Consider the following 22,717-nt stretch of genomic DNA (forward strand, 5'->3'; position numbering starts at 1 on the left):
CGGGGCCGGCCCCGTCGGAGGCCACACCGCCGTGACGCCGCACCACCGCGCCCGAGGTCCGGACCACATGGCGATCCGGACTTGTTACGGTGGCACCGATAACATGAGGCCTTACGGTGGCACCGATCCGTATGAAGGCGCAAGGGGCCCACATGAGGCATTTCAGAGAGCGGGCACACGGAGCCCGGTGGGCTAACGGCCCACACAAGGTCGGTCGGTGAACGGCTGACCCGAGCCCCGGTCGGCGAACGGCTGAGCCGAAGCTCAGGAGGAGCGCGGCGGTGCCGTGGAGGCGCGTACCGACAGTGACGCGGTGGTGACGGATTCGTCGGCGTCGGCGTCGTCGCCCCGCAGCAGCAGGGCGACGGCCGCCGCGCCGTAGCGGTAGAAGTCCTGCCGGACGGTCGTCAGCGGCGGAGAGCAGTAGGACGCCAGGGCGATGTCGTCGACGCTCACGATGGACACGTCGTCGGGCACCGACCGGCCGCGCTCGCGCAGGGCGCGGATCACCCCGAAGGCCATCTCGTCGCTGGCGACGAAGATCGCGGTCACTTCCGGGATCATCGCGATGATCTGTCCCTGCCGGTGTCCCGAGTCGGGCGACCAGTCGCCTTCGAGGACCGGCGGCGCCTCGATCCCGGCCGCCGCCAGGCATTCCTGCCAGCCCTGTCGCCGCTGGCGCGCCTCGATCCACTCGTCCGGCCCGGAGATGTGCCAGACCTGGCGGTGTCCCAGGTCGAGCAGGTGCCGCGTGGCGACACGGCCCGCTTCCTGCTGGTCGATCCCGAGCACTCGGGCGCCCGCCGTCCGCGAGCCGTCGAGGGTGACGGTCGGGATGTCGCGGGTGATGTCCTCCATTTTCGGCGTCACGGAGATGAGCGGCACGGCGATGACGAAGCCGTCGACGCCCTGGTCGGCGAGCTTGGACAGGGCTCGCTCCATCAGGCCGGTGTCGAGCGCGGCGATGGTCGCGATGTTCACCGCGTACCCGGCCTCACCGGCGGCCGCCTCGACGCCGGCCGTCACCGCCGAGCGCGAGTAGTACCCGCCGGACGCCAGCAGTACGAGCCCGATGGTGTGGCTGCGCCCGGAGGAGAGCGCCCTGGCGGCGCTGTTGAACCGGTAGCCGACCTGTTCCACGGCGGCGAGCACGCGCCTTTTGGTCTCGGGGTTGACGTTGGGTGAGCCGCGGAGCGCACGCGAGACGGTCTGCGCCGACACGCCGGCGGTCCGGGCCACGTCGGTCATGGTCGGCTGCCCCGGCCTCGCGGTGCCCTCGGTCATGGCGCTCCTCTCGCGCGGCCGGCGCGCCTGCTCGTCGCGGCCGTCCATCAGATCCTATCCAACCTTGTTACTCATGGCATCGATAACATACGCTCACACGGTGACTGAGCCGCCCACCACACACATGTCTGAGGCCCACACCACGACCGACGCGGCGGCCGGTGCCGCGACCGACGCCGCGGTCACCGCCGCCGTCGGCGCGCTCACCTGGCACCGAGGCCGCGTCCACCGGCACGGCGTCCCCCATCGCATCCTGTCCGGGGCACTGCACTACTTCCGCGTCCACCCCGAGCTCTGGCGGGACCGGATCCGCCGGCTCGCCGACCTCGGGCTCAACACGGTCGACACCTACGTGCCCTGGAACTTCCATCAGCCCCACCAGGACGAGGCGCCACGCTTCGACGGCTGGCGGGACATCGAGCGGTTCGTCCGCACAGCGGGCGAGGAGGGCCTCGACGTCATCGTCCGGCCCGGCCCGTACATCTGCGCGGAGTGGTCCAACGGCGGACTGCCGAGCTGGCTCACCGGCCGGGACGTCGCGGTCCGCAGCTCGGATCCGGCGTTCACCTCCGCCGTCGGCCGCTGGTTCGACGAGCTGGTCCCGCGTATCGCCGCGCTCCAGGCATCCGAGGGCGGGCCGGTCGTGGCGGTGCAGGTGGAGAACGAGTTCGGCAGCTACGGCGACGACCACGCCTACCTTCGCTGGAATCGCCAGGCCCTGACCACACGGGGCATCCGGGAGCTGCTGTTCACCGCCGACGGCCCCACCGAGCTCATGCTGGACGGCGGCACCCTGCCCGGGACGCTGACGGCCGTCACCCTGGGCTCCAAGCCCGACGCCGCCCGGCAGCTCCTCGCCGCGCGGCGACCGGACGAGCCGTTCGTCGTCGCCGAGTTCTGGAACGGCTGGTTCGACCACTGGGGCAAGCCGCACCACGTCCGCGGGGTGGACAGCGCGGTCCGCACACTGCGCGGCATCATCGCCGACGGCGGCAGCGTGAGCATCTACATGGCCCACGGCGGCACCAACTTCGGGCTGTGGGCGGGCGCCAACGACCACGAGGGCCGACTGGACCCCGTGGTGACGAGCTACGACTCCGACGCGCCGATCGCCGAGGACGGCAGCCTGACCGCCAAGTTCTTCGCCATGCGCGAGGCGCTCGGCGCACGCGGCCCCCTCCGCTCCCTCGCACGCCTGCCGACGCTCCCCCCGACCCGCGTCCCGCTCGTCCACCGCGCCGACCTGCTCGCCGGCCTCCGCGCCGTACCGGCCCCGACCTCCACCGCCCCGCGCCCCGCCTCGTTCGAGCGTCTCGGCCTCGACGCGGGAATGGTCCTGCACACCGCGCACCCGCGCATCCCGCCGGGCGAGCACCGGCTGGTCCTGACCGACGTACGCGACCGGGCCCTGGTCTTCGCCGACGGCACGTTGCTCGGCGTCGCCGATCCCGATGCCCCGGAACTCCCCCTCCACGGAACCGGCGACGTCGTACGGCTGGAGGTCCTGGTCGAGAACCTCGGCCGGGTGAACTACGGGCCGGGCATCGGCCGGCACAAGGGCCTGCTCGGTCCCGTCCTCGTCGACCGGCGCATCGTGCAGGGCTGGGACAGCACGCCGGTCGCGCTGCAGGAGTGGTCCTTCACGGAACTGGCGGGCGCGGTCGCCGCCGGTCCCGCGAGCACGCACGCCGGATTCGCCGTCGCGACGGTCGACGTCGACACGCCCGCGGACACCTTCCTCGCGCTGCCCGGATCGAGCCGTGGCCTCGTCTGGGTCAACGGGTTCCTGCTCGGCCGCTACCGGGAGATCGGGCCGCAGGTCACGCTGTACTGCCCGGCACCGCTGCTGCGCGTCGGCGAGAACACCGTGACGGTCCTCGAGCTGGAACGGCTGGGCGCCACCCTGGAGTTGCGGGATCGTCCCGAGCTGGGACCGCCGGAGGAGTACGTCGAGGAGTTCGGCTGACGACGTTCGCCCTTCTGAACGGGTGGCCCCTGTCCCTGCGCCATGTGACCCGAGGCCTCGGGTTGTCCGGAGTCAGGCGAAGGCGGCGACCCAAGAGAGCGCGGAAGTCACGAGTCTTACAGGCACGGACCGGGCACGGCCGCGGTTTCACCCGGGCAGGTCATGCCGCGCCTCCGTATTCGCGGAGGTACGCCTCGATGGCATGTATGTCTGGTAAGTCTTTGGCGCGGCGTAGGAGTTGCTTGTAACGCAGGACTTGTTCAAGTCGGACGAAGCGAACCCCGTCGACGGTGATGGCCTCGTCGATCATGGCACTGACATCGTCCCCGTCGGTAACCCAGGTGGAGAAGACCTCTATTCGCCCACCCCAGAACTTTGCGACTGGATTTCCCTTTATCTTTGATCGTCCCATGTCACCGATCTCTGTCGCCTTCTCCCACGCTCGCCCGCGAGCTACCACGTCCAGATCGCCGATGCCGGACCTCAGGCCGGCGACGAGCATGGGGCCGCTGCCATGGACGGCAAAGTCTTCAGCGGGTAGGTCCAGGGCTTTCAGTCGCTGGATCAAAGGGTGGGTCGACACGCGTGAGGCAGAGCGAGCAAGCACGAGGATCTCCAGGTCGTCCGAGGGGTTCGGTACCGAGCGTGCCTTGCCTCGAGGGCTCACCGCATGCGGTCACTGCCTCAGTGGGCGGGGAGGGGGATGAGTAGCTTCGCCTATTCACGACGGAGATCACTTCGGTGTACGGGACCCGCTTCGCCGGTTCGGCAGCACGAGGAGCGAGGTCGGCCTGGATGCCTTGCATGTGCGGTAGGCGACAAGAGGGGAAGCATCTCATTTTGAGTGTGGACAACTACACTCTTCTCTATGGTGAATAACGCTTCCTTCTGCATCGTTGATGTATTGAGCGAGAGGCAGCGGGCCGAACTCGAGGCCCAAGGCTCGCCGGTGCGCTTCCCCGTGGGCCACACGATCTTCCTGGAAGGTCAGCCCTCGCGATCCGTTCTGGTCATCCAGGAGGGCAACGTGAAGATCACGCAGCGCGCCGAGGACAAGACGGAGGTGCTGCTCGCCGTCCGAGGTCCCGGCGAGGTCATGGGGGACGAGGGAGTGCTCATGCAGGAGCCGCGTTCTGCCACGGTGACCACCGTCACCGAGGTCGCCGGGGTGGACATCGCAGCCGCTGATCTACTGGCCTTCGTCGAGAAGCATCATCTATGGCCGGTCATGTATCGGGCTGCGGTTCGTCGTCGCCGCGAGTCCGACCAGACATCACTGCTCGCCCGGTTGGACGTGAAGAGCCGGTTGGCTCGTTGGCTGGTGGAGCTGGTCGACGACATCGGCAAACGCGAAGAGGAGGGCTGGGTGATCTCGGCAGCGCTGTCACAGCGCGATCTTGCCAGTCACATCGGCGCGTCCAGGGATGCGGTGGCCATCGAACTGAGGCGCCTGCGCGAGCTGGGGGTCGTCACCACGGGTAGGCGCCAGATCGTCGTCAATGATCTAGACGAGCTGCGGAAGATTGCTGAGAGCTGAGTATGGACATCATCTTTCGTGTGTGTAGTAATACACAGAGAGGAGATGAGTGGTCCGAGATGTAAGGAGGAGTGGGTCATGACCTTGGAGCTGATGGGCGCCGCGTGCCTGGCGATCGCTATCGTCAGTGGAGGCCTGAAGATCAACGAGGTGGAGCTGCCGCGACTGCCCCGACACTGGCATGTGGCGCTGGTTGTGGCAGGGGTGATGTTCATCGGATTGGGTGTGTCATCGCCGGAGGTGACCGTGCAGGCTGAATCCCTCGGCAGGGGGACGGTCGTGTATTGATCCAGCCCTCTCGTGGAGAGGGTGGAGAATGGAGTGGCGATATGGACGAGGAACTCGGCCCCTTCCAGGACATCTGGGATGCTTGGGAGGAGGCTCACGAAGAAATTACTCGTAAGCCACTCTCTCATTTCCGCAAAGCCACGGAGATTCAATTCGACGAGATGGAAGAGCATCTCGCCATGAAAGACCGGGACGCTGCGGGGCGTGAAGCGGCTGACATCATCAGCATCGCTCTGAATACCTTGCGCTGGCTCGGCTATACCCCGTCCCAGGTCGCTGAAATCGCGAGATCTCGCGCGGAGAACCGCATGAAGGGGCAGGCTCTCGCGATCCTCGACAAGTACGAAGGTCGCTACGGAATTTGATCCTTCGTTCTTCGCCCTTCGCGGTGCTCGGGGAGCGCGTAGGGAGCGGAAGCATCCGAGGGCCGGGCACGTCGCCCGCCCGGGCGAGAGGCCGCCCTCAGCGCGGTGGACGACCTCCGGCGGTGGATGAGCCGAGGCGGCGTCATCATGCCGGAGATCACGGAGACGACCCGGGTGCCGCCCAGTCCGTTCGGACCCATTACCGCGCGCTGGACATGGATCTCGCCGACGCCGTGAACTGGCGCTCGCCGCCGAGGTCCTGGCCTCCCGCACGATCTCCGGTATGTCGCTCCCCGACGATTCGGGATTCACGCTCGGGTTCTGGATCGCCACCGGATACTTGGATGGCCCGGGAAAGATTCATCCCTGCCGCAATCTCGGGACCCTTGAAAACCCGCACGGGAAGCCTTCCTGGCTGGAGGGATCTTGCCTGGTCCCGCCCGCGACACCGCACGGTCCGACCTCTCTCGTCGGCCTCGGCCTGTCGCTGTCGATCCCGGGCCTGTGACCGTGTGCGCGCTTGCCGACGTGGGGGGCAAGCCGTGCGCCGACACGAAAACTCCTGCGCGCACTCGATCCCGACCGGCACCCGCTGATCGTCATGGGGCACGCCGAGTCCCTCGGAAGGCGACAGGACCGCCCTGGAGACCCGGCGTGGCGCAGGTCGGCTGTCGGTCCTTGCCGGTGCCTTGCCGCGCTGGTGGACGACCGTGCGCTCCATGGCGGCGCTGGTCGCGAACCGTGAGATCGCCCCGTCACAGGCCCCTGTCAAATCCCCACGTTCCGGAAGCACTTGGGAGTCATGACCCGATCGCGGTGCGAATGAGCCGATTAAATCGTTTCAATATCAACTCAAGTCAATTCCGCGCCATCTGTTGACCCTCTTCTGTGCCTGCCTCTAACCTCCCGGCACCCTGACTGAAACCTTTCACCCTCGAAGGTGCCCCATGCCCAGACCCCTGTCGCGCCGTAGCCTCCTCCAACTGGGCGGCGCCGTGGCCGCCTCCGTCGTCCTCACCGGGCCTCGCGCGGTCGCCGCCGCGCAGGGCAAGGGCGGGCCCCCCGCGCCGACCGGGATGCTGACCGACCTGCTGCCGAAGGGGCTGGGTACCACCGCAGGGAAGCAGCCGCGGTTCAGCTGGCAGGTCCCCGACTTCGGCGTAGGCACCCTCCAGCGCGCCTACCAGCTGCAGCTCGCCGCCACCCCGGCCGGGTTCGAGGACGACCAGCTGCTCTGGGACAGCGGGAAGGTGGTCTCCAGTGCATCCACCGCCGTGAGCTACGAGGGACCGGCGCTGAAGCCCCGTACCGCCTACTGGTGGCGGGTCAGCAGCTGGGGGGACAAGGGCGAGCGGTCGTCCTGGTCGGAGCCGGTGCTGCTGGCCACTTCGGTGGAGGACGAGTGGGAGGCCGAGCCGATCTGGGTCAAGGCCGGGCCGACGATGACCGACGGCACCTTCGCCACCCGGCTGAAGATCACCACGGTGGCCGCAGGCCTGTGGTTCCGGGCCGGCAACACCGCCAACAACTACATGTGGCAGCTGCGCGCCGGCAGCACCGCCGCAGTGCTGCGCAAGCACGTGTGCGTGAACGGGACGTACACCGTCCTCGGCGAGGTCACGCTGCCCTTCCCGGTCAACACCGGTGAGTGGGTGGACTTCGCGGTCACCATGTCCGGCTCCACCTTCACCACCACCGTCAACGGCACCGTCGTCGACACGACCACCCACACCCGCTACACCTCGGGCAACGTCGGCCTGCGCAACGGCTCCACCGAATCACAGGCGTACGACAGCGTCCGCTTCACCGCCGCCGACGGCACGGTGCTGCTGCAGGACGACTTCGCCTCCGACAAGGGCACCTTCTCCGCCGGCACCGTGGCGAACGGCGTGCTCACCTTCCAGAACGGTGCCTCCTCGCTCTCCTCCTACGGCGCCGACGACACCTGGGCCCTGCTCCGCCACGAGTACGACCTGGCCGGCAAGGACATCGCCGCCGCCATCCTCTACGTCGCGGCCACCTCCGCCACCCCCGCCCGGCAGTACGTGGCCAAGGTGTGGAGCAACGGCAGCCTGGTCGGCCACGCCTCGGTGCGCTCCGGCAGCGGGGTGGCGTACCAGGCCTTCGACATCACCGACACGCTGCGCTCGGGCAAGGCCAACGCTCTGTCCGCGCTCTGCCACACCACCTCGCAGCAGAAGTTCCTGGCCCAGCTGGAGGTCACGTATGCCGACGGCAGCCGGGCCACCATCGGCTCCGGCGGCGACTGGAAGGCCCGCCGCCAGGCCGGTCTGCTGCCGGCCAAGGGCAGCGCCGGCAGCAGCTACTTCACCGTTCCCCAGGAGTACTGGGACCTGCGCCAGGAGCCCGTCGGCTGGACCGAGCCCGGCTTCGACGACAGCGGCTGGTCCGCCCCCGCCGCCCGCGCAGCCATCGACGGCCTCGTCCCCGCGCCGATCGAGCCGGTACGGCTGCACGACGTCACCCCGGCCAAGGTCACCAAGGTGGCCGACGGCCGCTGGCTGGTGGACCTGGGCCGGGAGATCGTCGGCGGGCTGGCGCTGGAGGTCACCGGAACCGCCGGTGAGACCGTCGAGGTGCGCCTCGGCGAGGAGCTGAACACCGACGGCACCGTGAAGTACCAGCTGCGTGCCACCAACACCTACCGCGAGGTGTGGACCCTGCGCGACGGCGCCCAGCGCTTCGAGCACTGGGGTTACCGCGGCTTCCGCTGGGCGGAGCTGCGCACTTCCCTGGACCTCTCCGGGGCGACCGTCACCGGCCGCGCCTGGAAGCTGGACTGGGACGACTCCCAGACCTCCTTCCGCAGCTCCGACCCCGGCCTGGACCGGGTCTGGGAGCTGTGCCGCTACTCCATCGAAGCCACCCGCGGCGACCTCTACACGGACACCCCGACCCGCGAGCGCGGCCCGTACGAGGGCGACGCGCTGATCAACCAGCTCTCCGAGTACGGCGTCCAGCGCTCCTACGCGCTGGCCCGGTGGTCCAACGACTACCTGGTACGCCGGGGCACCTGGCCCACCGAGTACCGGCTGATGTGCGCGATATCCGCCTGGGAGGACTACCTCGCCACCGGCGACGACCGGCAGCTCGCCAAGGACTACGACCTGCTCGTCGCCAAGAACCTCACCTCCTACCTGGGCTCCGACGGCCTCGTCCACAAGTCGCCCGGCAACACCAGCCAGGACCTCGGCGACCTGGTGGACTGGCCGGCCGCCAGCCGCGACGGCTACGTCTTCACCAACGTCAACACCGTCGTCAACGCCTTCCAGTACGCGGCCTTCGACGCCCTCGCCAAGTGCGCCACCGCCCTCGGCAAGACCGCCGACGCCACGTCCCTGCGCCACCGGGGCGACACCCTCGCCGCCGCCATGCGCGACACCCTGCTCGACAGCTCGGCGGGCAGGTTCCGCGACGGCGCCGGCACCGCCCACAGCGCCCAGCACGCCACCGCCTTCCCGGTGGCGCTCGGAGTCGCCGACGCCCTGGACGACGTCGTACTGGCCAGAATCGGCGACACGCTCGCCGCGGGCGGCATGAGGGTGAGCGTCTACGGGTCGCAGTTCCTCCTCGACGCGCTCTTCCGGCTCGGCCGGTCCGACGCCGCCCTCGGGCTGCTCACCTCGAAGGCCACCAACTCCTGGCTGCACATGCTGGACGACCTGAAGGCCACCATCGTCACCGAGGCCTGGGATCCGTCGCTGAAGCCCAACATGACCCTCTCCCACGCGTGGGCCTCCGCCCCGGCCAACGCCATCGCCAGGCATGTGCTGGGCGTGCAGGTCACGGAGGCGGGCGCGGCCGAGTTCCGGATCCGGCCCAGGACCGGTGACCTCACCGAGGTCGACGGCATGGTCCCGTCCCTGCGCGGCCCGGTCTCGGTCTCCGTCCGCCGCTCCGCCGGTGCCCACTCCCTGAAGGTGACCGTGCCGCCCAACACCCGCGCCGTTTTGGAGCTGGAGATCGGCGACGCCGACCCGGCGTCCTACCAGGTGACCGCGGCCACCCAGGGGAACAGCGGCAGAGCCAAGGCGACATCGTTCACCGATCTGACCGGAACGGTGCTGCGGGTCGGCCCGGTCGGCTCCGGCACCGCGACGGTCGCGTTGACGCGGTAGCCCACCAGCGAGAGCGCGGTGGGCCATCCTCAGCGGTCGCCTAGGGCCTGTCCGGCGGATCAGGTCGCAGGAAATCGGCGGGGACCCGTTAACGCAGGTGAGCGGGGTCTGGTGCGTGCAGCTGCAAGGCGGAGGAGGGAGTCGACGCGATGGGGGCCCTCCGCGAGTGCATTCGCGCGTGGGGGAGTCGGCGACCGACGACAACGCGGCAGATGGGCGTGTCAGACCCCGCGTCTGCGGCATGATCCGCCGGACAGGCCCTGGCCGGCCGGAGTGGCCGCCCACGCCCTGGACCTCGGTCACGTCGGCCGGGAGAGGTTCAGCGGCTCGCGGAGTCCAGCGCCGGCTGGAGTGACTGTCGGTAGCCCTCGCTGGTGTACGTGGCTGCGGAGACGGTGTCGGTGTCGGCGCCTCTCTCGTCAGCTGCGGGACGGCGCAGTCGGCGGCGGTTCATGGTGGGGCAAGTTCATGGTGGGGCGCCGTCGGCCACTGGTCCCGGCTGTGCCTCACCCTGCGCGTTCGAGCCCACAGGCCCGTGCCGACGCACTCAGCTGGAACCGTCGGGCCCTTCCTTCGCGGCGCGGCGGTACTCGGCGTTGATGCGCTGTGCTTCCTCAAGCTGGTCCTCAAGGATGACGATGCGGCAGGCAGCCTCGATCGGTGTCCCTTTGTCGACGAGTTCACGGGCGCGAGCGGCGATCCGCAGTTGGTAGCGGGAGTACCGCCGGTGCCCGCCTTCCGAGCGGAGCGGAGTGATCAGACGGGCCTCACCGATGGCCCGGAGGAATCCGGGGGTGGTGCCGAGCATCTCGGCGGCCCGGCCCATCGTGTACGCGGGGTAGTCGTCGTCGTCCAGACGACCGCTGAGCGGAGTATCTGCTGTCATTTGACCTCGTTGTGCGACGCGTCGAGGGGCCCTGGTGCCGTACGGCACCAGGGCCCCGAAGGAAGTTGAACACCATCTGTCGGCCCTACTGCTGTGCCGACCTTCTGTTTCCGCTACCCGGCCCGGGAGAGGGGCGGGAGTGCGGGGATCGTGGATACGTGACCGGGGACCACCTTCCAATCCGGGGTCTTGCGGTACCCGGCCGAATGCTGCTCGGGCCGGGTCATCCTGATGGCGTCTGCTCCCTTCGTGCTTCCTCTGTTGCTTGTCGGCAGCCCCTCAACCTGCGAGCCGCCCAGTGCGACTGTCAGTCCCGTCACCGTCCTGCGAACAACGTGGCTTCGGAACTCCACAGTCGCCCTGACCTGCGAACTTCATGTACTGCTGCCCGCCAGTTCGTGTCTGCCGGGCTTCCTTGACCCTGTCTACGAAAGGAACCTTAACCAGAGCGCCAGCCAATGTCTACTCCAGCGAGCACAGGTTTCGGCTCTCTTGGGGCGTAAGTATTCTGCGACAGTTGGCAGCGCGGGCACGGTGGACCATGGCTCCAGCGCCCGGATCCCTCACCGTGCTGGCCGGCAGCCTCGTGTCGGCGCCCGCGGTGACGTCCGGGAAGTGAGGGCAGAGGTCCGGCCGCCGCCTAAAATCGGCTCATGTCGAAACCTGACGACCTGCTCGTGGACATTTCCGCCATGGTGGAGTCCGCGCAAAGCAATCAGATGTCGCTGACTGTGGTTGTCGGCGGAGCTGTCATCACCGGCCGACTGGCTCCCGAAGCCGTGTGGAGGGAGCGCGTGTCGGAGGTGCTGAAGGGCTCGGACCGTCTCGGCCCGTTCTCCGATGTCTTCACAGCCGACCGGACGGAGGACCGGCCCGACCGCGGCGAGGCGCCCACGCATCTGCACTTCCATCTGGCTCGGATCCTGCAGGGCAGTGTCGGGATCCCCGAGACGGGTGGAATGTATCGTGTCGCGATCAGCGACGTCAGTGCCTGGACCGTGGGCGACTTCAGTTACTCCGAACGCTGAGACGCCCCGTGACGAGGGCCCTGCCGACGTGCGTCGGCAGGGCCCTCATCGATGTTCTGGTGTCGGCTTCCGCCGGTCCTCAAGGTCTCAGGGGGTGGGCCTGCCGAGCAGGGCCTCTGCGGTCTGCAACGGTGTAAGGGCGCGCGCGGTGGGTGCGCTCTCATGGCCGTTGCGGCAGGTGAAACCGAGGCGGCTCATGGCGCGGGTGACTTCACCGCTGGTGAAGTCGCGGCGGTCCTGTCGGGTGATGACCTCGCCCACTTGCTTGACGGGGTAGTGGCGGCGGCCGATGAGCACGGACTCACCCGTGACGGGCTCGGGCTTGACGCCCTTCATGGAGGCCAGTACCTCGCTCTTGGACAGGTCGAACGGGAACCGGGCGATGACACAGCGCATGATGCCTCACAGGGAAGGGGGAAACGAGTACGGGGCTGATCGGGTGAGGCGGATCAGGGGGAGAGCGTGAGCACGCCGAGGGCGCGGCCGTGCACCCCGGTGACGATGGGCAGGGCACTGGGTTGCCGGTGCCGCGTCGCGGGCCCGTCTCCGACCGTCATGGTCGCGGGTGAGGTGGACGGTCCACCGGCGCCGAGGATGTCCCGTAGCCGGATCCGGTCCGTGTAGGCGCAGCTGTCGCGGACGACGGAGAGCTGGGCCCGGGTGATCGAGCTCGTGCACTGTTCGTCCTTGTCACAGACGAGCAGATACCCGACTTGGGCACTGGCCATGACCGACAGGGCCACCTCGACGGTCATGTCGTCAGGGACCCGCAGTGCGGATACGCCGACGGCGCCGACCACGGTCGGTGGCGCTGAAGCGGGGTCCGCAGGGCGCTGCAGCATCTGAACCGGCGTCAAGGTGGAGCCTCCTGTGAGGACGGGCCTGCGAAGTCGGGTGAGTTTTCCGCCCACGTGGGCGGCATGATCCGCCGGACAGGCCCTAGGCCGCCTGGTTGGAGGCGGACGGCCGCTGTGCCGCGCGGCCGCGGCGGCGGCCCCGGGAGGGGGACGAGGAGGAGGCGCCGCGCCGGGGGCGTTCGACGATCGGCCTCGCGATGGTGACCGGGACGCCCGAAGGGGGCTGAGCGCCTGTGATGCGGCTCAACTCCGCTTCACCCGAGTTCACCTGGGTGACTCGGGGGGTGATGCCGGCGGCAGCCATCAGTCGGCTCACGTCGCGGCGCTGGTTGGGGATCACCAGGGTGACGACGCTGCCGGACTCGCCGGCGCGTGCCGTGCGGCCGCCACGGTGCAGATAGTCCTTGTGGTCGCTGGGCGGATCGACGTTCACGACCAGATCGAGGTTGTCGACGTGGATTCCGCGCGCCGCGACATTGGTCGCCACCAGGACCGTCACATGCCCGGTCTTGAACTGGGTCAGGGTCCGTGTGCGCTGCGGCTGGGACTTGCCACCGTGCAGGGCGCCGGCGCGGACGCCACTGTTCAGCAGGTGCTCGGTCAGCCGGTCCACCGCGTGCTTGGTGTCCAGGAACATGAGCACCCGGCCCTCGCGTGCCGCGATCTCGGTGGTTGTCCGGTGCTTGTCCACGCCGCGTACGTGGAGTACGTGGTGCTCCATGGTGGTGACCGCACCCGCGGACGGGTCGACGGAGTGGACCACCGGGTCGGTCAGGTAGCGGCGGACCAGCAGGTCGACGTTGCGGTCCAGAGTGGCCGAGAAGAGCATCCGCTGCCCCTCGGGACGCACTTGGTCGAGCAGGGCGGTGACCTGGGGCATGAAGCCCATGTCGGTCATCTGGTCGGCCTCGTCGAGGACGGTGACGGCGACGCGGTCGAGCCGGCAGTGGCCGCGGTCGATGAGGTCCTTGAGCCGGCCCGGCGTGGCGACGACGACCTCCGCACCGGCACGCAGCGCACCGGCCTGCCTGCCGATCGACATCCCGCCGACCACGGTGGTCAGACGCAGCCGCACAGCGCGGGCGTACGGAGTGAGCGCGTCGGTGACCTGTTGGGCCAGCTCGCGGGTGGGTACGAGGACGAGGGCCAGCGGCTGCCGGGGCTCGGCGCGCTGACCGGCCGTACGGGCGAGGAGCGCGAGGCCGAAGGCGAGGGTCTTGCCCGAACCGGTGCGGCCACGGCCGAGTACGTCGCGACCCGCGAGGGAGTTCGGCAGGGTCGCCGCCTGGATCGGGAACGGTACGGTCACGCCTTCGTGGCCGAGCGCGGCCAGCAACGGCGCCGGCATGGCGAGATCGGCGAACGCCTCGACGGCACCGAGCGCCGGGGTGATCGTCTTCGGCAGTGCGAACTCGCCCTGAGGCGCGGCCTGTCGACGTCCGTGACCTTCGGGACGGCGCGGAGCACCGTAGCGGCTGCCGCCCCTTTTGGAGCCGGAACTTCCGGTGCGAGTGCGGGCGAAGCGATCGTTTGTACGCGTGCGGTCCATGCGGAACCTTCCTTGATGTGGCGCGTATCAAGGAATTCCCGCAGCGAATGAGCAGCGCAGGGAATCGCGAGAACGAGCCGAAGACAATGCGGGCGGAGTCTGCGCCCTGAAAAGCGATCAGCTGGGGCCCGCACCCCAAGGTGCGGGCCCCAGCTGCGAAGTACGTGTCAGCGTCAGGCGGGAACGATGTTCTCGGCCGTCGGGCCCTTCTGGCCCTGCGCGATGTCGAAGGTCACCTTCTGGCCCTCCGACAGCTCACGGAAGCCCTGAGCGGCGATGTTCGAGTAGTGAGCGAAGACATCGGCGCCGCCGCCGTCCTGCTCGATGAAGCCGAAGCCCTTTTCCGCGTTGAACCACTTCACAGTGCCGGCAGCCATCTCGAATCTCCTTTGGGGATGCTCGGAGTTCACACTTTGCGGACTCCGCGTCGCCGTGATGATCACCCCGCCGGAAATTAACCGGAGACGTAAGAACCTCTACCGGTATATGAAACCGGTGAGGGTGCTCCCAAGTGTTCGGAAACCACAACTGCAACTGAGGTCGACAGTAGCACGGTGCGATCGACCGTGTGCGGTGAATGACTCTGCTCTGCCTGTCGAGTAAGGAACCTTCATCGAGCGCGGCGTCCATTTCTCATTTCGTGGACACAGATATTGGATTGCCCGGACCACAACGTGCCCCGCGTCCCGCGACGAGTTCCTCCGAACCCGCACCGCTGAGAGTGCTCAGGACGGAGAAGACTCCGACGACCGCACCGTGCGGGCGGCCCTGACAGGGCGGACCGCCGCCGTCTACAAGGAGCTGGTCTGCAAGGGCGCGGCCTGGGGCGTCGCCAACCCGTTGCTCATACCGACCCGGCGCCGCCGCGTGGTGCGGGAACCGGCCCGGGCGGACTCGACGGTCAAGGCGCCGGCCTGACTCGCACATCAGAGCACACCGCCGTTACCTCGGGTTCGGCTAGGTGGGTGACGGCGTCTGTGATGGTGTGGCGGCCTCTTCCTGGTCCAGGACGAAGCTCGATTGCGCCTTCTCATTCAGCACAAGTGCCTCGGCCAGGTAGGTGCCGGAGGATGCGGGGTCGGCCTGGTAGCAGCCCTTGGTGTTGGGCCTGCGGTCCCAGTGGAAGTCGACGGTGACGGGCTTGTTGTGCGCAAGCTGTGCCCAGCGCTGCCCGTTATGGCCGAACGTGCAGGCAGATGACTTCCACGTTTCCCCGGAGTCCCCGGCTCGGGCCACCATGAGGTAGGCATCGGTACGGCTGAGATTGATCCGGCAAGGCAACGCACCGCCGGCACCGGTGTCCGCCCTCACCGACAGTTTCAGGTGCGGGTCCTCGTCGACGTAGACGTTGAAAACCGAGGACAGCTGCACGGTGATGTCGGCACCGGTGCAGGCCCTCAATTCCATGACTGCCGCTGTGTTGACCGGCCGGTTGCCGATGTCGGCCACGTCATCGGCGGCCGACCGGCTGGGCAGCGCGGTGCGGGACGGTGAGGCCGACGAAGACTTCGGTGAAGCCTCATGGCCCGCCGGAGTCTCGGAGCCCTCGGGAACCAGCAGCAAGGCCAGTCCCAGGCCCACCCCGACAACGCTTGCGACCGCCACCGACAGCGCACGCCACGGCACACTGTGTCCGTTCCTGACCGGTTCAACGCCCCCGCCCCGTGACCGCACGGAGAGTCGGGGCAGTGCGGCAGACTCGGACGAGTGGGGAGAACGGATGGCTGCCGGGGCGGGGCCGTGCCTGTCTCGGTGTGCGTCGAAGCGGCCCAGCAACTCCTCGGCGGTCTCTCCCATGCCGAGGTCACGCAACGAGCGCGCCATCCGGGCCACCGGCCGGGGCGGGTTCTGCTCAGCCACCCAGATGCTCAGATGCCTGATCCGGTGCTGCTGCCTCGCAGCATGGAGCGCCTGTACGACGCGCGCTGTCTGTACGTCCGAGTCCTGACGTGAACTCAGCCCCAGGAACACGGCCTCCATGTCCGTCACCGCGCCGGACGTGGTCTCCAGGAGGGTCAGAAGCTCGGACAACGACGCAGGGGACAGCTCGCGCCCTGCCTGCCTCAGTCGTTCCGGAGCCATTCGATGACCGAGGGGATGCCGCGCGTTGCCCAGCGAAGCCCACTCCTCCCAGACCCGCACCGCGTCTGCGTCCCGCCCTTGTTCCCGCCACGCCTGTGCCTGTCCGACCTGTCGGGCTCGCAGCTTCCACAGGCGAGTGACGGCGGCTTCCGGAATCGCCGGATCCCGGAGGACTTCCACGAAGTCGAGTCGGTCCGCCACGCATGCCAGTCCTGCCTGCGCATCGACCCCCTCGATGGGAGCCAGCGTTGCGTACAGGCGCCCGACATCCGGCCCCGGAAGATCGGCGAAGAGCTCCCGGACCAGCACGTCGAGCAGACCGAGTGCCTCGCGCCCGCCTTGCTCGCGCACATGCCGGACCAGTCCGGCCAGTCCCTCCGCAGGTGCTTCGCAGAGCATCCGGCCGATGGCGAGCAGCAGTTTCCTGCGCCGCGACGACGGCCTGGTGACAAAGCAACGCAGCACGCGGACAACGGCGGGGCCGGTCAGTCGTCCCATGGCAGGGAAGAGAAGTTCGACCAGCTGCGACCATCCCTTGCGGCGCTGGGCCGCTGCGCCCAGCAGGTCCTCGAGGGCGCTACCCGTCCCCTCTGCAAGGAGGTCGAGCAGTCGGTCGGCCTCCGCCAGGCGGCCGTCCGTCCAGAGGTGGCCCAGTAGCGGTTCGAGCCCCGCCGCCGGCATGTGAGCGGTGACTTCAGCGTGCAGGACGTCGATGCCCATGGCGTCGGCGAGAGGCACGAGCGCCTCCAGCACCTCCTTCTGCGGGCGGTTCCGAGCAGCGGCGACGAGGGTCCCGGCATCGTCCGTGAGCCCGGATTCCCGGAGGGTCAGGGCGGCGGTTGCGGAGAAGACAGCGGGCTGCCGCGCCACCCACTTGAGGAGCCGCTCGGGCTCACCGTGCGGGGCGCCCCGGAGGGCAGCGACGAGCAGCCCGGCTACGACGGGCCCGCGCTCCGCGGTGGTCTTCAGCAGCTTGTGGCTGTCCAGCGGACGTCCCACGTCCCGCAGGGCATCGGCGAGGCGTACGACATCAGAGGGGTCGCGCCCCTCGCTCGCCCACAGGAACAGATCCAGCAGTCTGTCCGGGTGGTCACGGCGCAGTTGCGCCGCGGCGTCCAGCACCTGTTCGGGGGTGGCCCGGCTTGTGGCCTCGCGGGCGGCCTTGTCGGCCCAGTCGAGATCCAGAGACCGCAGCGCGAAGGCCCAACCCACCTGGTGGAGTGGCGCGGGTCCCCCCTTGAGCAGGGCTCCGAGGAGTTTTCGGGGGCCGTCGAAGTGACCGCTGTCCGCCATCTCCCGCAGCAGCAAGGCGATCTCGTGCCGGGACTTCGCGGCGGCGAGGGCGTCCGGCAGGCGCCGATACAGGCGGAAGGCGAGGCCCTTCACTCCGGCGGTTCGCAACAGATCCGCGACGGTGAGCATGTCCTCCGCCGGGCGCTCCGTCCACATCGCGTCGAGCGCCTGGTACAGGAGCTCACTCCTGACCTTCCCCTGCAGGGACTCCACCAGCCGCGCCGCGTCCACCGGCTGCTGCCGGATCAGTACGAGGGAGACCAGCCGGACCGCGGCGGCCTCCTGCCGCTCCCGCACGAGCAGCAGGGTGCTCGCCGCCACATGGGCCGGCTCTCGGCAGGTCAGGCAGGACAGCACCTCGTCGGCCAGAGCGTCGGCTCCCAGCCGGGCCAGAACGAGCAGGCACCCGACGGCCTCGGATGCCTGCCGCAAGGCGAGGCCCGCGCAGACCTGTCCGGCTTCCGCCCGCCGGTCCGCTCTCTCCAGGTGCAGCAAGAGGGCCGCGACCTCCTGGACGGGCCAGCGGGACGCGGCGGCCGCGAGGACCTGGTCGGCCTGCCCCTCCGCTCCGCGATGGCGCAAGTCCTCGGCATAACCGGCCAGTTCAGCGGGAGTGCCGCGCAAGGCGTTCGCGTGGCTGGGCGGCAGGTCCACGCGCTCCTGCGCAGCAGGGACCGGCAGCCGTTGTCCCTGCCGGTTGCGTACGAGCGCGATGGAGTGACCGCCGTTGCGGATCCGCTGCTGCGGAATGGGATGGCCCTTCGCCCGCAGCTCGCACAGCACGGACCTGTAGATGGTCTCCATGTCCAGGAATTCCGGGCCGTCGGGAATCCCCTCGGACAGAACCCTGAGCAGTTCACCCGTGAAAGCGGTGAAGCGGTCGCCCGGTGGTGCCAGCGCCAGTCTGTTCTCCGCGGAGGCGGTCATGACGTAGGAGCCGTCGACTTCGGTGTGATCCGCCATCTCCACCGCTGGGCCCATGTGGCCCTCCAGGGCCAGCCCACTGAAGCAGCTGTCCACGATGACCACCTTGTTGCGTGCCCCGCCGCCCGCATCCAGCATCACGTTCCGCAGCTTGGAGAACTCCAGGGCGCGGTAGAGCCGATCGCGGCGGGTGTCCGGCAGGGCGAGGCAGAGCTCGGAGTGGGGGGAGACCAGGCCGTGCCCGGCGAAATACAGCACGAAGGTGTCGCGCGTTTCGGCTGCGGCCTCGTAGACCGCCTCCAGGACCTCTCCGCCGCTGGCGGGGTTGAGCAGAGTGGTGCAGTGCTCCTTGGGAAGGCCCCAAAGATCATCGCGGGTGAAGAGGGCGCCCATGTCGGTCACGTTGTTGGCAACAGCCGGCAGAGCCTCGAGTTCCGTGTAGTCCGAGACACCAATGATCACGGCCCGCGATGCGGTGGTATCGGGCAGGGGCATTACTGGCCTTCCACGGTCCCTTCCGCAGTACCTGTGGCTTCGGCGGTGCGAAGCGCCTCGACGATGCGCCGCACGGTCTCCTCGTTCCCGTCCTGGACCGTCAAGGTGCCACCGGGGAAGGTGATGGTCACCGCGGGCGCGGAAGGGCGCGCGGTACGCCAGGTCGCGTACGCCACCGCAAGGTTGAGCGCGGCGATTCCGTGCTCCAGCACGAGCTCGATGACGTCCGTCGCACCCATCGTGCCCGCTTCGCCACGGCTCTGGAGACTGAGCGCCCGCACCTCCCGCCGGAACTCCATGTCGCCACGCAACCAGCCGTAGAGATCGACGACCGCCATGCCGGCGTCGTCCTGCTCGGCAGGACCGATGGTGATGCGCACCTAGCCTCCCCCTGTGTGCGCGTCGAGTGCAGTGACGCGCACACGGTCCGGACTGACGTTGAATAAAACGCACAAGTCGCTGATCGGACACTCCACCCTGAGGTCCTCACCACGTCGCCTTCTCGGCGACGGCCTGGTTCGTGGCTGCCGCGATGGGGTGGACGGTGGTGCCGACCGCGCCCAGAGTGCGCTCGGCCTGGACCAGGACGGCGATGTCCCCAGGCTGTGGAGGGCCGCCGGAGTTGAGCTTCTCGGCGATCTGGTCAGCTCGTCGATGTCGTCGTCGAGCGGGGTGCGCCGGCCGGGCAGGGCTGGTAGCCGGTCGACCACGCTCCCGGGCGGGGGGGGGACAGTCACGTGAAGGACGGCCACCGATCGGCGGCCCACTCGAGCCAGCCCGGCCAACCGGGAGGCGGAGCGCCGATTTCATGGCCATCGAGTTCCGCGGAGTCGGGCTCCTCGAACAGTGTCCTCCAGTGCAAGAGGTCCGCCTCGCTCATCGGGAAGGTCTGATCAGGAGTGGTCGACTGGCGATGGGCGACCCGAGCGCGTTGGGTCTCATGGTCCACCGGCACGTACACGAGGTGACAGGACGCGCCCACAGACTCCACCAACCAGCGGATCGCGGACCTCTCGTCACGAGACCAGCACCCGAAATCCAGGACCACGCTGGTTCCAAGCCTCAGTGCCTCCACAGCAAGCGAGAGCAGCCGTCCTTCCAGGACATCGCGCTTCCCGTCCGCATCCGACTCGCCGAACAGCGGAATCATCCACTCATCAGGCGTCAGCCGCAGCGCGCTGTGCTCCTTGGCCAGCTGCCGAGCCCTCGTGGTCTTTCCGGCCCCCGGCAGGCCGACTGTCAGAAACAACGTGGTCACACCCGGATCGTTCATCGAAGCCACGCAGAGGACAACTGCTTTCTCCGCCGAGATCGCCGGGGCCGGGTCCTGGCCCCGGCGTCACGCATCGATCACGAGATCCTCCAATGGCCGTGAGCAGCGGAGCAGGATCTTGTTCTGGGCGATCTCGCGTGGACGGATGCCTCCGTCGTGCCGCATGTCGACGGAATCGGAGAGCAGGGTCGTCTTGCAGGTGCCGCACATGCCCTGCGCGCACGAGGCGGGCAGGTTGAGTCCGGCCCGGGCCGCGGCGGCGAGGATCGCGGTGTCGGCTTCGCACTCGATCGTGTGCCCGCTGCGGGTGAACTCGATCTTGTGGCCGGTACCCGTGGCGGCGGCGGTCGAGGCGTCGGCCGGTGCGGTCGGCGGCTCGAAGGTGAAACTCTCCTCGTGGTGGTGGTCCATGTCGAAGCCCGCGTCCGACAGCATGTGCCGCACGCCGGCCATGTAGCCGGCGGGTCCGCAGGTGAAGACCTCCCGGTCGAGGAAGTCCGGTGCGATCTGCCGGAGCATGTCCAGCGTCAGCCGGTCGCGGTATCCGCCCCAGGGTTCGTACGGGCGGTCCTCCTCGCAGACGTGGACCACCCGGATGTTCGGCGCGGTCGCGGCGATGAAGTCGAGTTCGGGGCGGAAGACGATGTCTCGCGGTGTGCGGGCGCTGTGCACGAACACCACGTCGGTCGGGTCGGCCTCGCCCAGGTCAGGCACGATCCGGTGGCCGTGCTGCCGGCGGATGGAAGCGGCATCTCGCCGAGCGTGCGACGCGCATGTGGCAGCTGTCGCTGTGTCTTCAGCCGGTCGCAGTTGAGCGTCCCGGCGCTCGGGGCGACGGGGCGCTGCCGAGTGGGACGGCGGTGAGCATGGACAAAGGGGTAGCGGTCATCCGGCCGTCGCAGTCGGGCTGTACAAACCCCGGGCCGGTGACCTGGGGTCTCAGTATGGAGCGGGTGACGAGAATCGAACTCGCGCTCTCAGCTCGGGAAGCGACGCGCTTCTACTGCCGCCTGAATTCGTCCAGGTATGCGGGCCTTCATGCCTCCGTATGCGGGTACTCGGCGTCGTGCGCAACGACCGCCACGAGGAGGACCCATGAGCACGGTGAAGGAAGCGGTGGACGTCGAGGTGCCCGTCCACACGGCCTACAACCAGTGGACGCAGTTCGAGGAGTTCCCGAACTTCATGGAGGGCGTCGAGGAGGTGCGGCAGCTTGACGACCGGCACAACCACTGGACCACCAGGATCGGCGGAGTGCGGCGCGAGTTCGACACCGAGATCGTCGACCAGCTGCCGGACGACCGGATCACCTGGCGGGTCGTCGGCGGCGAGACCCGGCAGCGGGGATCTGTGAGGTTCGAGCGGCTGGACGACACCCATACCCGGGTGGAGCTCATGATGGACGTCGAGCCCTCCGGCATGGCCGAGAAGGGCGCGGACATGCTCGGCGTGATCGACCGCCGGGTGAAGGGAGATCTGCACCGCTTCAAGGACTACATCGAAGGGCGCGGGGGAGAGACGGGTGCCTGGCGAGGACGTATCCGGCCCGAGAACCCCGGTTCGGCCTTCTGACAAGCGAAGACGCCAAGGGGTGGGCGAGGTCTGTCGCCGAGGGGTGACCGGGTGGTTCGGGTCCGACTGGGCGCCGTGCGGGGATCGAGCAACTCGACGTCACCCGGCTTCCGGAGGCCGCCGACGTCATCGACCGGCCGGCCCCGACCGCGCGGCGGATTCCCTGCGTAAAGCTCCGTTGTGAGACGGACGACGGCATGCAGACCTTCTTGCCCTATCCCGACTTCAGGGCCTCAGCGCTGGTCCTGGACCGTCGCCGACTCGGTAAGCAGCGGGTTGAGGCGTTGCAGGTCCTTCGCGGCCTCATCCTGCCGGGGTACGGGTGGCGCCGGCATCCGGCCGTGCGTATGTGGGCGGGATATGAGGAGGCGCTGGTTCGGTATGGCCTGGAGGTCTGCAAAGTGTGGTGTGACCAGGGCCATCAGGACAGCTGTGCGGCCACACTGGTCGCCGATCTCGCAGCGTTCCGTACCGACGCACCGACACGTGACCAGCCGCGACTGGCGGCCGCCGGGGAACTGCCTCCTTGGCTCGGCGAGGATGCCTTTCACCGCAGCCACCGGTCGGCGCTGATACGCAAGGACCCGGCCACTTACGCACCGCTCTTCCCCGGCGTGCCGGACGATCTGCCGTACATCTGGCCGCCCTCGGATCGGGAAGGTGACTCACCTTCCAACGGGAGATCCAGCTCTGCCCGCTAGGTCCACACCGCTCGACCCGCCGGTCCGGACATCCACCCGGCCTGCACCCCCGGGTCTCTGACCTGGGCGGCTGCCGTCATATTGGGGTGATGCGCAGGGCTGATCGCACCGCTGGACGACTGTGCTCGGCTGGCCGCACGCCCTCGCGGTGGCGGACGCCCACGGCGTCTCGGCTGAGGAAGTCTCGCCGTCGGCGTCATCCTCACTGTCCGGCATGCCGGACTTCCTGGCCTTCTGCACGCCGCGAATCGATGCGGGTGAGCATCCGGGCGACATCGACAGGCTCGCCATGGGTGCGGCGAGCGTCGGCCATGTCCTGCAGACCGCCAGGGACGCCGGCTCGACACCTCGCTGCCGAAGGCGGTCCTGGACATTTTCCGGCGGGGCACGGCAGCCGGTCACGCCGACGACAGCGTGACCGGTTCGATCAAGGTCCTCAAAGACCCCGCCGTATAGCCGCTTCGCGCCAGTGCCGGTC

22 protein-coding genes and 2 pseudogenes are annotated in these 22,717 nt (G+C 68.8%); 12 read left to right on the forward strand and 12 right to left on the reverse strand.

What is annotated here, in order from left to right; all coding sequences use genetic code 11:
* Window positions 1-264: 264 nt before the first annotated feature.
* Window positions 265-1,284 carry a LacI family DNA-binding transcriptional regulator gene (locus ABT063_RS31380; RefSeq protein ID WP_351062977.1) on the reverse strand — a complete coding sequence of 340 codons (1,020 nt, stop codon included), beginning with the start codon at window positions 1,282-1,284 and terminating at the stop codon, window positions 265-267.
* A 100-nt stretch (window positions 1,285-1,384) separates the two neighbouring features.
* Between ABT063_RS31380 and ABT063_RS31385 the strand changes: the two genes are divergently transcribed.
* The gene (locus tag ABT063_RS31385) at window positions 1,385-3,250 is read left to right on the forward strand and encodes a glycoside hydrolase family 35 protein (RefSeq protein WP_351062979.1); all 1,866 of its coding nucleotides are present in this window, start codon (window positions 1,385-1,387) and stop codon (window positions 3,248-3,250) included.
* Between the two features lie 160 nt (window positions 3,251-3,410).
* On the opposite strand, the gene ABT063_RS31390 is transcribed toward ABT063_RS31385, so the two are convergent.
* Complete coding sequence (locus ABT063_RS31390) at window positions 3,411-3,818, reverse strand: hypothetical protein (protein ID WP_351062980.1); 408 nt, start codon at window positions 3,816-3,818, stop codon at window positions 3,411-3,413.
* A gap of 300 nt (window positions 3,819-4,118) precedes the next feature.
* On the opposite strand from ABT063_RS31390, the gene ABT063_RS31395 reads away from it, so the two are divergent.
* The 6 genes and pseudogenes from ABT063_RS31395 (at window position 4,119) to ABT063_RS31420 (ending at window position 9,579) form a co-directional block, all read left to right on the forward strand.
* Window positions 4,119-4,787 (forward strand): Crp/Fnr family transcriptional regulator, encoded by a 669-nt coding sequence (locus ABT063_RS31395; protein WP_351062982.1) that lies wholly within the window; start codon window positions 4,119-4,121, stop codon window positions 4,785-4,787.
* Between the two features lie 78 nt (window positions 4,788-4,865).
* Window positions 4,866-5,075 (forward strand): hypothetical protein, encoded by a 210-nt coding sequence (locus ABT063_RS31400; RefSeq protein ID WP_351062984.1) that lies wholly within the window; start codon window positions 4,866-4,868, stop codon window positions 5,073-5,075.
* A gap of 41 nt (window positions 5,076-5,116) precedes the next feature.
* The gene (locus ABT063_RS31405) at window positions 5,117-5,440 is read left to right on the forward strand and encodes a hypothetical protein (RefSeq protein WP_351062986.1); all 324 of its coding nucleotides are present in this window, start codon (window positions 5,117-5,119) and stop codon (window positions 5,438-5,440) included.
* A 66-nt stretch (window positions 5,441-5,506) separates the two neighbouring features.
* Window positions 5,507-5,679, forward strand: a pseudogene (locus tag ABT063_RS31410) (VapC toxin family PIN domain ribonuclease); the annotation flags it as partial.
* Between the two features lie 44 nt (window positions 5,680-5,723).
* The gene (locus ABT063_RS31415; protein ID WP_351062988.1) at window positions 5,724-5,948 is read left to right on the forward strand and encodes a hypothetical protein; all 225 of its coding nucleotides are present in this window, start codon (window positions 5,724-5,726) and stop codon (window positions 5,946-5,948) included.
* 439 nt (window positions 5,949-6,387) lie between these two features.
* Window positions 6,388-9,579, forward strand: coding sequence for a family 78 glycoside hydrolase catalytic domain (locus ABT063_RS31420; RefSeq protein ID WP_351062989.1), 3,192 nt, complete (start codon window positions 6,388-6,390; stop codon window positions 9,577-9,579).
* Between the two features lie 319 nt (window positions 9,580-9,898).
* Here the strand turns inward: ABT063_RS31420 and ABT063_RS31425 are convergent, their stop codons facing one another.
* Both ABT063_RS31425 and ABT063_RS31430 read right to left on the reverse strand, forming a co-directional pair.
* Complete coding sequence (locus tag ABT063_RS31425; RefSeq protein ID WP_502990922.1) at window positions 9,899-10,033, reverse strand: hypothetical protein; 135 nt, start codon at window positions 10,031-10,033, stop codon at window positions 9,899-9,901.
* A gap of 93 nt (window positions 10,034-10,126) precedes the next feature.
* The gene (locus tag ABT063_RS31430; RefSeq protein WP_351062991.1) at window positions 10,127-10,465 is read right to left on the reverse strand and encodes a helix-turn-helix domain-containing protein; all 339 of its coding nucleotides are present in this window, start codon (window positions 10,463-10,465) and stop codon (window positions 10,127-10,129) included.
* 653 nt (window positions 10,466-11,118) lie between these two features.
* Here ABT063_RS31430 and ABT063_RS31435 point away from each other — a divergent pair.
* Window positions 11,119-11,493 carry a GvpU-like protein gene (locus ABT063_RS31435; RefSeq protein WP_351062993.1) on the forward strand — a complete coding sequence of 125 codons (375 nt, stop codon included), beginning with the start codon at window positions 11,119-11,121 and terminating at the stop codon, window positions 11,491-11,493.
* Between the two features lie 87 nt (window positions 11,494-11,580).
* Here ABT063_RS31435 and ABT063_RS31440 read toward each other — a convergent pair whose 3' ends face one another.
* From ABT063_RS31440 to ABT063_RS31455, 4 genes are all read right to left on the reverse strand, one after another.
* On the reverse strand, window positions 11,581-11,889 hold the full coding sequence (locus ABT063_RS31440; protein WP_351062995.1) for an SCO5918 family protein: 309 nt from the start codon (window positions 11,887-11,889) through the stop codon (window positions 11,581-11,583).
* 53 nt (window positions 11,890-11,942) lie between these two features.
* Window positions 11,943-12,350: a CBS domain-containing protein gene (locus ABT063_RS31445; RefSeq protein WP_351062997.1), complete on the reverse strand. Its 408-nt coding sequence runs from the start codon at window positions 12,348-12,350 to the stop codon at window positions 11,943-11,945.
* Window positions 12,351-12,432: 82 nt separating this feature from the next.
* Window positions 12,433-13,899, reverse strand: coding sequence for a DEAD/DEAH box helicase (locus tag ABT063_RS31450; RefSeq protein ID WP_351062999.1), 1,467 nt, complete (start codon window positions 13,897-13,899; stop codon window positions 12,433-12,435).
* Between the two features lie 173 nt (window positions 13,900-14,072).
* On the reverse strand, window positions 14,073-14,276 hold the full coding sequence (locus tag ABT063_RS31455; protein WP_030872951.1) for a cold-shock protein: 204 nt from the start codon (window positions 14,274-14,276) through the stop codon (window positions 14,073-14,075).
* A 364-nt stretch (window positions 14,277-14,640) separates the two neighbouring features.
* On the opposite strand from ABT063_RS31455, the pseudogene ABT063_RS31460 reads away from it, so the two are divergent.
* Window positions 14,641-14,817: pseudogene (locus ABT063_RS31460) on the forward strand (oxidoreductase); the annotation flags it as partial.
* Between the two features lie 39 nt (window positions 14,818-14,856).
* Here the strand turns inward: ABT063_RS31460 and ABT063_RS31465 are convergent.
* The 4 genes from ABT063_RS31465 to ABT063_RS31485 all read right to left on the reverse strand — a co-directional run bounded on the left by ABT063_RS31465 (window position 14,857) and on the right by ABT063_RS31485 (window position 20,680).
* Window positions 14,857-18,693, reverse strand: a complete 3,837-nt coding sequence (locus ABT063_RS31465) for a caspase, EACC1-associated type (RefSeq protein ID WP_351063002.1) — start codon at window positions 18,691-18,693, stop codon at window positions 14,857-14,859.
* Window positions 18,693-19,073 (reverse strand): effector-associated constant component EACC1, encoded by a 381-nt coding sequence (locus tag ABT063_RS31470; protein ID WP_351063003.1) that lies wholly within the window; start codon window positions 19,071-19,073, stop codon window positions 18,693-18,695. The genes ABT063_RS31465 and ABT063_RS31470 overlap by 1 nt, the downstream gene beginning before the upstream one ends.
* A gap of 353 nt (window positions 19,074-19,426) precedes the next feature.
* Window positions 19,427-19,951, reverse strand: a complete 525-nt coding sequence (locus tag ABT063_RS31480) for a P-loop nucleotide/nucleoside kinase family protein (protein WP_351063046.1) — start codon at window positions 19,949-19,951, stop codon at window positions 19,427-19,429.
* Between the two features lie 81 nt (window positions 19,952-20,032).
* Window positions 20,033-20,680 carry a 2Fe-2S iron-sulfur cluster-binding protein gene (locus ABT063_RS31485; protein WP_351063005.1) on the reverse strand — a complete coding sequence of 216 codons (648 nt, stop codon included), beginning with the start codon at window positions 20,678-20,680 and terminating at the stop codon, window positions 20,033-20,035.
* Between the two features lie 381 nt (window positions 20,681-21,061).
* Between ABT063_RS31485 and ABT063_RS31490 the strand changes: the two genes are divergently transcribed.
* From ABT063_RS31490 to ABT063_RS31500, 3 genes are all read left to right on the forward strand, one after another.
* Window positions 21,062-21,538: an SRPBCC family protein gene (locus tag ABT063_RS31490; RefSeq protein WP_351063006.1), complete on the forward strand. Its 477-nt coding sequence runs from the start codon at window positions 21,062-21,064 to the stop codon at window positions 21,536-21,538.
* Window positions 21,539-21,735: 197 nt separating this feature from the next.
* Entirely contained in the window at window positions 21,736-22,239 is a 504-nt protein-coding gene (locus ABT063_RS31495) for an MSMEG_6728 family protein (RefSeq protein ID WP_351063008.1), read from the forward strand.
* Window positions 22,240-22,360: 121 nt separating this feature from the next.
* On the forward strand, window positions 22,361-22,657 hold the full coding sequence (locus tag ABT063_RS31500) for an imine reductase family protein (RefSeq protein ID WP_351063010.1): 297 nt from the start codon (window positions 22,361-22,363) through the stop codon (window positions 22,655-22,657).
* Window positions 22,658-22,717 lie beyond the last annotated feature (60 nt).

Source organism: Streptomyces sp. NPDC002838 (assembly GCF_040295365.1).
Taxonomy (GTDB): domain Bacteria; phylum Actinomycetota; class Actinomycetes; order Streptomycetales; family Streptomycetaceae; genus Streptomyces.

Bases quoted from the DNA above. Each gene is read 5' to 3' on its own strand.
- ABT063_RS31490 (WP_351063006.1), top strand. From the start codon at position 21,062: ATGAGCACGGTGAAGGAAGCGGTGGACGTCGAGGTGCCCGTCCACACG.
- ABT063_RS31380 (WP_351062977.1), bottom strand. From the start codon at position 1,284: ATGACCGAGGGCACCGCGAGGCCGGGGCAGCCGACCATGACCGACGTG.
- ABT063_RS31465 (WP_351063002.1), bottom strand. From the start codon at position 18,693: ATGCCCCTGCCCGATACCACCGCATCGCGGGCCGTGATCATTGGTGTC.
- ABT063_RS31435 (WP_351062993.1), top strand. From the start codon at position 11,119: ATGTCGAAACCTGACGACCTGCTCGTGGACATTTCCGCCATGGTGGAG.
- ABT063_RS31415 (WP_351062988.1), top strand. From the start codon at position 5,724: ATGTCGCTCCCCGACGATTCGGGATTCACGCTCGGGTTCTGGATCGCC.
- ABT063_RS31495 (WP_351063008.1), top strand. From the start codon at position 21,736: ATGCAGACCTTCTTGCCCTATCCCGACTTCAGGGCCTCAGCGCTGGTC.
- ABT063_RS31420 (WP_351062989.1), top strand. From the start codon at position 6,388: ATGCCCAGACCCCTGTCGCGCCGTAGCCTCCTCCAACTGGGCGGCGCC.
- ABT063_RS31395 (WP_351062982.1), top strand. From the start codon at position 4,119: ATGGTGAATAACGCTTCCTTCTGCATCGTTGATGTATTGAGCGAGAGG.
- ABT063_RS31405 (WP_351062986.1), top strand. From the start codon at position 5,117: ATGGACGAGGAACTCGGCCCCTTCCAGGACATCTGGGATGCTTGGGAG.
- ABT063_RS31430 (WP_351062991.1), bottom strand. From the start codon at position 10,465: ATGACAGCAGATACTCCGCTCAGCGGTCGTCTGGACGACGACGACTAC.
- ABT063_RS31440 (WP_351062995.1), bottom strand. From the start codon at position 11,889: ATGCGCTGTGTCATCGCCCGGTTCCCGTTCGACCTGTCCAAGAGCGAG.
- ABT063_RS31400 (WP_351062984.1), top strand. From the start codon at position 4,866: ATGACCTTGGAGCTGATGGGCGCCGCGTGCCTGGCGATCGCTATCGTC.
- ABT063_RS31450 (WP_351062999.1), bottom strand. From the start codon at position 13,899: ATGGACCGCACGCGTACAAACGATCGCTTCGCCCGCACTCGCACCGGA.
- ABT063_RS31455 (WP_030872951.1), bottom strand. From the start codon at position 14,276: ATGGCTGCCGGCACTGTGAAGTGGTTCAACGCGGAAAAGGGCTTCGGC.
- ABT063_RS31425 (WP_502990922.1), bottom strand. From the start codon at position 10,033: ATGAACCGCCGCCGACTGCGCCGTCCCGCAGCTGACGAGAGAGGCGCC.